Below are 12,519 nucleotides of genomic sequence, written 5' to 3' on the forward strand. Positions count from 1 at the left end.
AGCAATATTAAGCCAGGGCTAGAATGAATGCGTACTCCAAAGCGATATCCTCATAAGCTTTGAAACGCCCTGATTTGCCGCCATGGCCGGAATCCATATCAGTGTGCAGCAGCAATAGGTGATCATCCGTCTTCATTTCACGCAGTTTGGCGACCCATTTTGCCGGTTCCCAATATTGAACCTGTGAATCATGCAGACCGGTTGTGACCAACATGTGCGGGTAAGCTTGGGCTTTAACCTGATCGTATGGGCTATATTGCTTGATGTAGTCGTAATACGCCTTATCGTTTGGATTGCCCCACTCATCATATTCGCCGGTGGTCAGCGGAATTGATTCATCCAACATGGTGGTGACCACATCCACAAAGGGCACCTGCGCTACGACACCTTTATATAATTCAGGCGCTTGATTGATTACCGCCCCCATCAGCAAACCACCGGCACTGCCCCCCATGGCAAAGACACGATTGGCATCGCCATAACCTTCAGCAACCAACGTTTTAGTGACATCAATAAAATCGTTAAATGTATTTAACTTATTGAGTAACTTGCCATCTTCATACCATTGTTGGCCCAACTCGCCACCACCACGAATATGCGCCAGTGCGAAGACAAAACCACGGTCCAACAAACTTAAACGGCTGCCACTGAATGCAGGATCCATGCTGCTACCATATGAGCCGTAGCCATAGACCAACAGCGGGTTAGCGCCCGACACAAAATGGTCGCGGTGATAAACCAGCGAGACCGGGATTTTGACGCCGTCGGCTGCTGTGACCCAAATTCGCTCACTGCGATACTTTTCTGGCGTGAAATTCTTCACTTCCTGCTGTTTGAGCAACTGACGTGCACCGGTATCCATATTCAGCTCAAACATGGAGCTTGGCGTGGTCATGGATGAATAACCATAGCGCAGCAGTTCCGTTTCTGGTTCAGGGTTATACGCCAGCCAGGTAACATAGGTAGGGTCATCAAAAGTAATGGCTTTCTCTTCACCAGTTACCCAGTGGATTTGCCGCAGATGTGTTAACCCTTCACTACGCTCCTCCACCACCAGCCAGTCGCGGAATAAGCTGAACCCCTCCAGCATGACCTCCATTCTTGGCGCAATAAGTGGCTGCCACTGGGATTCATCAGCAAGATCACTCGGCGTTTTCCCTGCTTCGGCAATTTTGTACAGCCCAAAATTCTTGCCGTCTTTGCTTGAATACATCTCTTTATTTGAGCGGATGTAGAAATGCTGCTTATAGTGATCCAAACCATATTCATGGTCTTTACGACGCGGAGCAAACAGCTGCGGCACCGGCTCAGACTGATCGGCATCCAGCAGTAGAATTTCAGAGGTTGTAGTGCTGCTTAGGTGAATAACGATATAGCGCTCAGAGGTGGTTTTTTCCAGACCGACATAGAAGGTGTCGTCAGCCTCCTGATAAATCAGTTGATCCTCTTTAGGGTCAGTGCCCACCACATGGCGGTAGACCTGATAGGGCAATAACGTTTTTTCATGTTTGCGCACGTAATAGAGCGTTTTTGAGTCATTGGCCCACTCAAAACTCCCCGAGGTATTGCTAATAACCTCCTCGTGCCAGAGATCCGTTTGTAACTGCTTTACCCGGATATCATATTGCCGACGCGATAAGAAATCCTCGGCAACCGCCAGTCGTTGATTATCTGGACTGACATCCAACCCGCCTAAAGTATAAAACTCACGCTCCGCAGCACGCTGGTTGCCATCCAATAAGGTTTCCCAAGTGCTATCAGCCCAGACCGGTTGACGCACATAAATTGCGTACTCATTTCCCGGCTCAAAACGGGTCTGATAACGATAGCCGTTACGAATATAGGGGACAGACTCTTCTTGCGGCGGAATACGGGAGACCATCTCTTGATACAAGGCTTCGCGCAGCGGTTGCTGCGGTTTCAACACTGCCTCAGTGAAGGCATTTTCAGCTTGCAGATAGTTCAGAACATCAGCATCTGTGCGCTCATCATCACGTAGCCAATAGTAATCATCTACACGGGTATCGCCGTGCATAGTGATCGGATAAGGGCGTTTATCTGCCTTTGGAGGTGTGGTCATTAGTTGAGTTATCCATCTGTGTTCGTTAACACGAGAGTGACACGATTACCTGCGGCTGCCAAGCAGCAGCAGTTGCAGATAATTCAGTCAGAATGGGCTAATGCAATGATTAACAAGGTGATAAGCAGGTGCTGGTATATTAGCACCAGCACCTGCTTGGGCATGATTAGCTTAATTTTGGTATTGCGGCTTCAAGGACGCAGGGTATAGGTTATGCTGCCTGCCTTACAGTCCAACACCACTTGATAGGTTTTATCGCCCTTATTACCACGTGCGACCAATGGAACTAGCCAGACATCATCCTTACCGCTGATATCGACGGCACTGATCCAAACGACTGGTTTATCTGTGCCCAACAGCTTTTTGTCTCTCTCCCAGCGAGTGATTCGATTTTGCAGAAAATCTCGTTTGACCTGAGTTGCGACTTGAGATTGATTTAAACCGATACAAGTAGGCACTTTCGCTACTCGCGGCTCTTGGGCCTGCACACTACCAGTGATAGCTGCCGATATGGCAACCAATATCAAGGAGAGTCCTCTCTTTCTCATCGTTCCTCCGCATATTATTATTGCCATCCGCTGGCCGGAACGATGATTGAGATGTAGGTTACAGAGTGAACAATATTGCAGCATCAACGTGTTAGCGTTGCGTAATTAACAGCGAGTAAACTCAATCAGGTAAAACTGTTCCAGGCCCGGATAGATCGCCTTAATCACCTTTTTCAGCTCATCTAATGACATATTTTCTTGCTCAGCATGGCGTTCTGTCAGGGCATCCAGTGTGACTGGCGTGACCGACTTTACCTTGATGTGGCAGAAAAAAACGCCATCTTCATTACGACATACGCGCAGGGTCTCCCCTGGGCGAAAATCGGATTCACTGCTATCCCGGATAGTGATCGTTTTGCGATCCGCCAGAATATCCGCCTCAAAGCGACCAAAGAAGGTGATTTCACGATTCATTTTAGATCCCTTTTCCACTTTCTGCCGGTAGTTAGCAGATTAAGCAGCTTGATTTTCTTCAGGTTTGGCTTTTTTCTCGGTCACACTTTTTTCAGACTTGGCTTTTGGTTGCCCATCGGCAGGGGCCGCAGGGCTGATACCGCGGAGAATTTGCCCCAATGCATCTTTATTTTCTGCCAGGAAGAAACTCAGCACTTCGCGCTGCTCTTCTTCGAGCGATAGCGGCGCTTGTGACAACCATTCAGATAAGTTGTCCGCCAAATCCAGCATTTTATCGTAGGCATCGGCTTCTTTTTTGGTTGTGAAAGTCATTTTTTCCTCACCCTGTCTTACCACGACGAATTTTATTTCAACGGCCATGAATAAATGTCCTTTTTGCTTACAGATAACTGTACATAAACACAGTATAATGTGATTTATCGGGGGGATGCAACCTCCATCGCCCCACTGTGATTATTTTAATAACCGGGCTTTGCAGTTTTTGCCTTTAATCTTGCCCTGTTGCAGCTGCTGTAAGGCGCGTTTAGCGCTGGCCTTGCGGATGGCAACATAAGCATGAACAGGGAACATGTCGATTTTACCCACATCCGCCGCAGTTAAACCGGCATCACCGGTCAATGCACCCAGAATGTCGCCGGGCCGAATTTTTGCTTTGCGCCCACCGTCGATGCATAAGGTCACCATTTCTGGCTCCAGCATGGTGTTAGCACTGCGGCTCAACTGATCTGCTGGCGTCCATTTCAGCTTAATTTGCAGATAATCCTCAATCGCGTGGGCGCGGGTCATCTCTTGCGGCGTACACAGGCTGACGGCAAGACCACTCATCCCTGCCCGCCCGGTACGACCAATGCGGTGTACGTGAACTTCGGGATCAAACGCCAGTTCAAAGTTAACCACCAGCTCCAGGTCTTTAATATCCAGACCCCGGGCGGCAACATCTGTTGCCACCAGTACGCGGCAGCTACGATTAGCAAAGCGGACCAACACCTGATCACGGTCACGTTGCTCTAAGTCACCGTGCAACGCCAGCACACTGATGCCACGGGACTCCAAGGCCTCATAGACGCTTTGGCAATCTTTTTTGGTGTTACAAAATACCACCGCAGATGCCGGCTGATAGTGGCTAAGTACCGAGATCAGCAGCGGTAACCGTTTTTCGCGAGTGATTTCAAAGAACAGCTGCTCGATGGCGGGCGCCTCATCCCCATCATCCACTTCAACATTGACCGGCTGGCGCTGCACCCGCGCACTAATTTGTTCAATTCCAGCCGGATAAGTGGCGGAGAACAGCAGTGTTTGGCGCTGTGGCGGGGTGTAAGCAATCACATCGTCAATGGCATCGGTGAAACCCATATCCAACATGCGGTCAGCTTCATCCAAAACTAGAATTTTGAGATCATCAAGAACCAGCGTTTTTTTGCGTAAATGTTCCTGAATGCGCCCCGGCGTACCCACCACGATATGTGGCGCATGTACCAGAGAATCCAGTTGATGGCCCATTGGCTGACCACCACACAAGGTCAGGATTTTGATGTTCTGAGTGAAACGGGCCAGGCGGCGCAGCTCTTTGCTGACCTGATCGGCCAATTCGCGGGTCGGACACAGCACCAGTGCTTGAGTCACAAACTCACCCACCGCAATTTTGTCTAGCAAACCAATGCCGAATGCCGCGGTTTTACCGCTACCGGTTTTGGCCTTCGCCCGGACATCCTGCCCGTTGAGGATTGCCGGCAGCGCTGCGGCTTGTACCGGTGTCATTTCGGTATAGCCAAGTTCATTAAGATTGGACAACTGCTCAGCAGGCAGTGTCAGGGAAGAGAAGGAAGTTGTGCTCACGGCAATAACTCTTATAACTGGATGGAATGGCAGCGATGGCCTGAAGGCAAGCGCAATATTTTGGCGCGATAATACCAGAAATGGGGCCATCGCCGGAACAATAGTGTAAAGCTGGCGCAAAATAGCCCTGCTGCAGCCCCACAAGCCGCACATTCATCCTGCCAGGACTCATTAGTGGGATATTATTTCCGCAAAAATTCACGGAATAAATGCGCCAACACCCGCTGTTCGGCTGGATACGCAATCGTTTTCGTTGCTGTTTTACTCTATACTGACGCCCATAAAATTAATTGCACGTCGAATGAATGTGTCATCTCACACAGATTAGGTATCTCACTATGCTAACAATTGGAACCGCACTGCGCCCAGGCGCTACCCGTATCATGCTGCTAGGATCTGGCGAGTTGGGCAAAGAGGTGGCGATTGAGTGCCAGCGACTGGGGCTGGAAGTGATTGCTGTTGATCGCTACGCAGATGCGCCTGCGATGCATGTCGCCCATCGTAGCCATGTGATTAACATGCTGGATGGTGCGGCACTAAAGCAGTTAGTTGAGCAGGAAAAACCTCACTATATCGTGCCGGAGATTGAAGCTATCGCCACCGATATGCTGGTTGAATTAGAGAAGATGGGGCAACGGGTGGTGCCCTGTGCCGAAGCGACCCGCCTAACGATGAACCGTGAAGGGATTCGCCGTCTGGCAGCTGAAACGTTACAATTACCCACCTCCAGCTACCGTTTCGCTGATACCGAGAGCGCATTTCGCCAGGCGGTGAGTGACATTGGCTATCCGTGCATTGTGAAGCCGGTGATGAGTTCTTCCGGTAAAGGGCAGAGTCTGATCCGCCATGAAGAGCAGCTTAAGGCGGCGTGGGATTACGCCCAACTGGGTGGCCGTGCGGGCGGCGGGCGGGTGATAGTCGAGGGGCTGGTAAACTTTGATTTTGAAATTACCCTGCTGACCATCAGCGCTGTTGATGGCACTCATTTCTGCGCACCTATTGGTCACCGTCAGGAAGATGGCGATTACCGTGAATCCTGGCAACCACAGGCGATGAGCGCGGTGGCATTGGCGCGGGCGCAAGAGATAGCCTCGCAGGTGGTCACGGCATTGAGCGGTCACGGGCTATTTGGTGTCGAGTTGTTTGTGTGTGGCGATGAGGTTATTTTCAGCGAAGTCTCACCACGCCCACATGATACCGGTATGGTGACCCTGATTTCGCAAAATATGTCTGAATTCGCGTTACATGTTCGCGCATTTCTTGGGCTGCCAATTGGCACTATCCGCCAATATGGCGCAGCTGCATCAGCCGTTATTTTGCCTGAATTAACCAGCCAAAATATCCATTACCACGGGCTGGAAACCGCGCTGACGGGTGATACGCAAATTCGCTTATTCGGTAAGCCGGAAATTGCCGGTAAGCGGCGCTTAGGCGTGGCGCTGGCAGTTGCTGATGATATTAGCACCGCCATTGCGGTGGCGAAGCGGGCGGCGGCAGCTGTCGTGGTAAGTGGGCAGTAACCATTATCCCAATAAAAACCCGCCATTAATGGCGGGTTTTGCGGCTTAATCGGCAACTACCCCTCATAGTGATCTTCGATCTCATCCGCATCTGGCTCATTATCACGGCGATAATCAGACTCCTCGTGCTCATCGAAGTCAGTGTCTTCAAAGATAGCCATGGCCTGTGGATCATCCTGATGCCGCTCACGGATCTCTGCAGCGACCAACGCAATCGCCTCACCACTGCTCATACCTTCCGACATGAATTGATGAATACGTTCAACAGCTTCTTGCTGCTCCTCATGGGAGAGTGAAGGCATACCCGCTAGCATTGATTTATCTCCTGGATATAATTGTTCAAGTATACCTGTTTATTCTACTCTACGGTGAATTGGCTGCTCTATGCAGAAGTGACGCCAACCCGCCGGTGATTTATGCTAATCTCCTCCACGGCCCAATATTCACCAGCACCCTCTCCAGCCGAAAGAAAAGAGTCGCGACACATGAGTGTAAAACCCCTGACCTTCACAGCATTGCCCTATCAGCCTAACGCCCTGCTCCAGCAATTTACGCCACTTGCCCATCAGGCCTGGGCCATGCTGTTGCACTCCGGATTCGCCGAGCACGCCCATAATCGTTTTGATATTTTGGTCGCCGACCCATTGGTCACGCTCACGACACGAGGGGAACAGACTGAAATTGCCCGTGCTCAGGGGTCAATAGTCTCATCCGCAGACCCATTCTCTTTATTGCAGCAAGAGTTGGATAAATTCGCGCCACCCATATCACCACATCCCGACCTGCCATTTTTGGGTGGCGCATTGGGGCTATTTGGTTATGATCTGGGCCGCCGAATTGAGAAAATCCCCACACTGGCCGAGCCAGATATCACCTTACCCGATATGGCCGTTGGCTTGTATGACTGGGCACTGATTGCCGATCACCAGTTGCAGCAGCTGACTCTGATTTGCCATGGTGATGCCGGGCCGCGCCTACAGTGGCTGCAACAGCAAAAGATACGTGACACTGTCACACCATTTGCACTCACCAGCCCATGGCAGGCCAATATGTCGCGCCAACAGTATGGCGAAAAGTTCCGCCAGATTCAGGCCTATCTACACAGCGGCGACTGCTATCAGATCAATCTGGCGCAAAGATTTAGCGCTGGCTATCAGGGCGATGAGTGGCAGGCCTTTCTCGCTTTAAGCCGCAGTAATCGCGCGCCTTTTTCCGCCTTTATACGTCTGCCCGACAACGCGATACTGAGCGTCTCACCTGAGCGCTTCATATGGCTGGAAAACCAGCAGATCCAGACGCGCCCAATCAAGGGCACACTGCCACGGCTGGCAGACCCCGAACAGGACAGCTTACAAGCGGCACGGCTGGCGAACTCCAGCAAAGATCAGGCGGAAAATCTGATGATTGTCGATCTGCTACGCAACGATATCGGCCGAGTGGCTCAACCGGGCAGCGTGCGGGTGCCTGAATTATTCGTGGTTGAACCCTTTCCGGCGGTGCACCATTTGGTCAGCACCATTACCGCCACCCTACCCGCAGAGTGCCCAGCAACGGCACTGCTCCGCGCCTGTTTCCCCGGTGGTTCGATAACCGGCGCCCCCAAAATCCGGGCGATGGAAATTATCGAGCAGTTGGAGCCGCATCGGCGCAATGCTTACTGCGGTAACATTGGCTATATTAGTTGCTGTGGCACAATGGACACCAACATCACTATCCGCACCCTATTGACTGAAAACGGCAAAATTTACTGCTCTGCTGGCGGTGGTATTGTGGCCGATAGTCAGGAGCAGGCTGAATATCAGGAGACATTTGATAAAATCGCCCGCATTTTGCCACAACTTGAAAATGTCTCGTTTTTAAGCAGGGATAACTGATGAGTGAGAGACTCCGTGAGTGACATGTGGGTTAATGGTGTAAATAGATCGCTGATCGGAAAAACACTGCCTGAATTTATCAGCCGCTTCCAATTACAGCTGCCGCAGCCGGGCTGTTTCTCTACTAATAGTCGCCATGCGGCGGTATTAATTCCGATAATTTGTCGGCCAGAACCTACGTTGCTATTAACCCGGCGATCAACTCATTTGCGTAAACATGCCGGTCAGGTCGCCTTCCCCGGCGGCAAAGCCGATCCAACAGATAGTTCACTGATTGAGACCGCCCTGCGGGAAGCTGAGGAGGAGGTCGCGATCCCTGCCAGCGCAGTGCATGTCCTAGGGCAACTGGCACCACTGGATAGCTCCAGCGGCTATCAGGTCACGCCGATTGTCGGTTTAGTTCCCGACAATATTGCTTTTCATGGCAATGAAGATGAGGTCGCGGGGCTATTTGAAATGCCGTTACACGAGGCGCTGAGTCTCTCCCGCTACTATTCACTGGATATCCATCGCGGTGGAATCAATCACCGGGTCTATCTATCTTGGTATGAGCGCCAGTTTGTTTGGGGGCTGACAGCGGCGATTATCCGCCGATTGGCACAACAGGTGAGTATTTAATTTAATCTAATCCCATACGCCAGGCATGGATACTGGGTGATCCGCTTCACAACGTTTCCCTTTATAAAACTGAAATACAGCATAAAGCGATCCCTATCACCCCATCACATCGATTTTTACTCTATTTTCTCTGCACATCCTTTTTAAAAAAACTGTAAACTTGCCTGTCAGCGTTATGAAATATCTGTAAAATATCTTTCATCAAAATAAACCACTAAATATATAAGGTTAAAAGCTGAGAGTAAAAAAGCCGATATCACCCTACGCTGTTGCGAATAGTGATAGGTAACTGTTGCGGTATCAACTTGATACCGCCGACACCAGTAGTACCCAAATTAACAGCGCTCTGTGATGGCATGACTGATATCACCATGACCTCACCTCGGTATTTGATGCGAAGTTATCTGCCGCCAGCCACAGAACGCTTATACTTAATACAGATATTCTTAGCTGCCCTATGCGATAAGAATAACAAGATGCGTTGTGAAGGAGTTTTAGCGTGATTAGCGTTTTTGATATGTTCAAGATTGGTATCGGTCCATCCAGCTCCCATACCGTTGGGCCAATGAAAGCTGGCAAGGAATTTGCTGATTTGCTGGTGACTCAAGGGCTGATGCCATCTGTCACGCGTGTCGCCGTGGATGTTTACGGCTCCTTGTCACTGACCGGTAAAGGTCACCACACTGATATCGCGATTATTATGGGGTTGGCGGGCAATATGCCTGACACCGTGGATATCGATGGTATTCCTGCCTTTATTCGTGATGTGGAATTACGCCAAAAACTGATGTTGGCCAATGGCTTGCATGAAGTGGACTTCCCTCGTGAGGGCGGTATGGTGTTCCGTAGTGATAATCTGCCGCTACACGAAAATGGGATGCAAATTCACGCCTTTGCCGGTGATGAGAAAATCCTGAGCAAAACCTACTACTCCATCGGCGGTGGTTTTATCGTTGATGAAGAGCACTTTGGTAAAGCGGTGGTCAATGCCGTTAGCGTGCCCTATCCGTTTAATTCTGCGGAAGAAATTCTGGCTAACTGCGAACAAACCGGCATGTCCATCTCCGGGATGGTGATGCAAAATGAGCTAGCGATGCACAGTAAAGAGGAGATTGACGCTTATTTCACCGCCATCTGGCAGACCATGCGGGCCTGTATCGAACGTGGCCTAAATACCGAGGGCGTGTTACCCGGCCCACTGCGTGTACCACGCCGTGCTGCTGCGTTGCGCCGCTTGCTAGTCTCCTCTGATAAACTCTCCCATGACCCAATGAACGTCATTGACTGGGTCAATATGTACGCACTGGCGGTTAACGAAGAGAATGCGGCCGGGGGTCGTGTCGTCACCGCCCCGACGAACGGTGCGTGCGGTATCGTCCCGGCAGTACTGGCCTATTACGATCACTTTATCGAGCCGGTTACCCCTGAAATCTTTATCCGCTACTTCCTCTCCTCTGGCGCTGTCGGGATTTTGTATAAAATGAACGCCTCTATTTCTGGGGCTGAAGTGGGTTGTCAGGGCGAAGTGGGGGTTGCCTGCTCCATGGCCGCCGCTGGTTTGGCCGAGTTACTGGGTGCCAGCCCGATTCAGGTCTGTATCGCCGCTGAGATTGGCATGGAGCACAATTTGGGGCTGACTTGTGATCCCGTGGCCGGGCAGGTACAAGTGCCTTGTATTGAACGTAATGCGATCGCCTCGGTAAAAGCGATTAACTCGGCACGTATGGCGATGCGCCGTACCAGTGAGCCGCGCGTCTCACTGGATAAAGTGATCGAAACCATGTTTGAGACCGGCAAAGATATGAATGCTAAATACCGCGAAACGTCCCGTGGTGGTTTGGCAATTAAAGTGCAGTGTAATTAATTTCGTTAATTGATAGCCTGCCAGATCAGTAAGGGGAGCCGAAGCTCCCCTGTTAGCATTTAACGCCGTCAGTCACTTTTACTCTTCCAACTCACTATTCAGCTTGGTAATGCGAACCAGTTCGATGCGGTAATCTGACACAGCCATAATCTCAAAGCGCAGATTATGCAGCTCAACCACATCGCCCACCGTTGGCATATGGCCTGAGTGAGAAAGCAGCATACCGGCAAGTGAAGCATAATCAGCGGTTGGGCTCACCAGCTCCTGGCAATCCAGCGCCTGCTCCAGAGAGTGCAAGTCTGCCCCCCCTTTCACCAGCCAGCTATCACCATCAGTAATAATGTCCGGCGTTTCATCTTCATCAGGGAATTCACCGGCAATGGCTTCCAGCACGTCCAACGGCGTAACCAGCCCCTGCACGACGCCAAATTCGTCATTCACCACCACTAAGCGGCCTTTTGCTTTGCGCAATACACCCAGCAGATTAATCACATCCATGGTATCAGGCACCACAATAGGTGGCGTTGCCGCAGCAAACTCACAAATTGAGTCGCCACGCTCGATGGCGACTAACAGATCTTTGGCGCGCACTACGCCGATTATCTGATCGAGTGAGTCGCGGCACACAGGAAATAGGCTGTGTGGCGTATCGAGCAGTTGCTCACGGATCTCCGCTTGTGAACGATTACAGTCCACCCATGAGATCTCAGTGCGCGGTGTCATCACACTACGCATTGAACGGGAGGCCAGGGTTAACACGCCGCTTATCATGTAACGCTCCTCTTCAGCAAAGGCGGCCTCGGTCGGCATCGCCTGCTGCGAATCGCCATTTTGCGGCTCCTGCTGCTCACGACCGCCCATTAAGCGGATGATAGCTTCAGCGGTGCGCTGGCGTCTTGGTAAGCGGGACTCATGTTTGATGAAATTACGACGCGCAATCTGATTAAACAGCTCAATCAGGATAGAGAAGCCGATGGCCGCGTAGAGGTAACCTTTCGGAATGTGGAAACCAAAGCCTTCAGCAATCAGGCTCAGGCCAATCATCAGTAAGAAGCTGAGACAGAGCACCACCACCGTCGGGTGCGCGTTGACAAACTGGGTCAGTGTTTTTGATGCCAGTAGCATCACACCCATCGCAATCACGACCGCTGTCATCATGATGGCTAAGTCGTTAACCATCCCCACGGCCGTAATTACGGCGTCCAGTGAGAAGACGGCATCGAGCACCACAATCTGCGCGACGACCGCCCAAAAGCTGGCATAACCGCGATTGGCACTGTCATCGTGCTGGTTACCCTCCAGCCGCTCATGTAGCTCGGTGGTGGCTTTAAATAGCAGGAATAGCCCCCCCACCAGCAAAATCAGGTCTCGCCCTGAGAAGTTAAAACTGCCGACACTAAAGAGCGGTGTGGTCAGCGTGACCATCCAGGAGATGACCGACAACAGCCCCAGGCGCATAATCAGCGCCAGAGACAGGCCGATGATTCTGGCCTTATCCCGTTGTTTAGGCGGAAGTTTATCGGCCAAAATGGCAATAAATACCAGGTTATCAATACCCAGAACAATTTCCAACACTACCAGCGTCAGTAACCCTGCCCAAATTGAGGGGTCCATTAGAAATTCCATGTCAGACTCCGAAAATAAGAACAAGATCCAGATGATGTGCGCCCGGCAACAGACGCAGCAAAACGCCGCGGTACGGTTGTCAGTATAGATACGCAGAAGGATCGGGTGAAATTATACGCAGCAAGGGTGCGTGATGGGA

The 12,519-nt window shown here is 51.1% G+C and carries 11 protein-coding genes; 4 read left to right on the forward strand and 7 right to left on the reverse strand.

Annotation, left to right across the window (positions count from 1 at the left end; translation table 11 throughout):
* Positions 1–7: 7 nt before the first annotated feature.
* The 5 genes from FFE93_RS11850 to dbpA form a co-directional block, all read right to left on the reverse strand.
* On the reverse strand, positions 8–2,080 hold the full coding sequence (locus FFE93_RS11850) for a S9 family peptidase (RefSeq protein ID WP_032897038.1): 2,073 nt from the start codon (positions 2,078–2,080) through the stop codon (positions 8–10).
* A 191-nt stretch (positions 2,081–2,271) separates the two neighbouring features.
* On the reverse strand, positions 2,272–2,628 hold the full coding sequence (gene yebF / locus FFE93_RS11855; RefSeq protein ID WP_032897040.1) for a protein YebF: 357 nt from the start codon (positions 2,626–2,628) through the stop codon (positions 2,272–2,274).
* Positions 2,629–2,733: 105 nt separating this feature from the next.
* Positions 2,734–3,042, reverse strand: coding sequence for a N(4)-acetylcytidine aminohydrolase (gene yqfB / locus FFE93_RS11860; RefSeq protein ID WP_005272488.1), 309 nt, complete (start codon positions 3,040–3,042; stop codon positions 2,734–2,736).
* A 39-nt stretch (positions 3,043–3,081) separates the two neighbouring features.
* Positions 3,082–3,402 carry a YebG family protein gene (locus FFE93_RS11865; RefSeq protein WP_005272491.1) on the reverse strand — a complete coding sequence of 107 codons (321 nt, stop codon included), beginning with the start codon at positions 3,400–3,402 and terminating at the stop codon, positions 3,082–3,084.
* 93 nt (positions 3,403–3,495) lie between these two features.
* Complete coding sequence (gene dbpA / locus FFE93_RS11870) at positions 3,496–4,878, reverse strand: ATP-dependent RNA helicase DbpA (protein WP_054872689.1); 1,383 nt, start codon at positions 4,876–4,878, stop codon at positions 3,496–3,498.
* A gap of 338 nt (positions 4,879–5,216) precedes the next feature.
* Here dbpA and purT point away from each other — a divergent pair, with 338 nt between their 5' ends.
* Positions 5,217–6,398: a formate-dependent phosphoribosylglycinamide formyltransferase gene (purT, locus tag FFE93_RS11875; RefSeq protein ID WP_054872682.1), complete on the forward strand. Its 1,182-nt coding sequence runs from the start codon at positions 5,217–5,219 to the stop codon at positions 6,396–6,398.
* Between the two features lie 56 nt (positions 6,399–6,454).
* Here purT and FFE93_RS11880 read toward each other — a convergent pair whose 3' ends face one another.
* On the reverse strand, positions 6,455–6,712 hold the full coding sequence (locus FFE93_RS11880) for a YoaH family protein (RefSeq protein ID WP_005272498.1): 258 nt from the start codon (positions 6,710–6,712) through the stop codon (positions 6,455–6,457).
* 171 nt (positions 6,713–6,883) lie between these two features.
* On the opposite strand from FFE93_RS11880, the gene pabB reads away from it, so the two are divergent.
* The 3 genes from pabB (at position 6,884) to FFE93_RS11895 (ending at position 10,754) form a co-directional block, all read left to right on the forward strand.
* Positions 6,884–8,272, forward strand: a complete 1,389-nt coding sequence (gene pabB / locus FFE93_RS11885; RefSeq protein WP_138775180.1) for an aminodeoxychorismate synthase component 1 — start codon at positions 6,884–6,886, stop codon at positions 8,270–8,272.
* Between the two features lie 24 nt (positions 8,273–8,296).
* Positions 8,297–8,890, forward strand: coding sequence for a CoA pyrophosphatase (locus tag FFE93_RS11890; protein WP_057647673.1), 594 nt, complete (start codon positions 8,297–8,299; stop codon positions 8,888–8,890).
* Between the two features lie 499 nt (positions 8,891–9,389).
* Positions 9,390–10,754, forward strand: a complete 1,365-nt coding sequence (locus FFE93_RS11895; protein WP_138775181.1) for an L-serine ammonia-lyase — start codon at positions 9,390–9,392, stop codon at positions 10,752–10,754.
* A 78-nt stretch (positions 10,755–10,832) separates the two neighbouring features.
* On the opposite strand, the gene FFE93_RS11900 is transcribed toward FFE93_RS11895, so the two are convergent.
* The gene (locus FFE93_RS11900; RefSeq protein ID WP_032897043.1) at positions 10,833–12,380 is read right to left on the reverse strand and encodes a TerC family protein; all 1,548 of its coding nucleotides are present in this window, start codon (positions 12,378–12,380) and stop codon (positions 10,833–10,835) included.
* Between the last annotated feature and the right edge of the window lie 139 nt (positions 12,381–12,519).

This window comes from Yersinia sp. KBS0713 (assembly GCF_005937895.2).
Classification (GTDB): Bacteria; Pseudomonadota; Gammaproteobacteria; order Enterobacterales; family Enterobacteriaceae; genus Yersinia; species Yersinia bercovieri.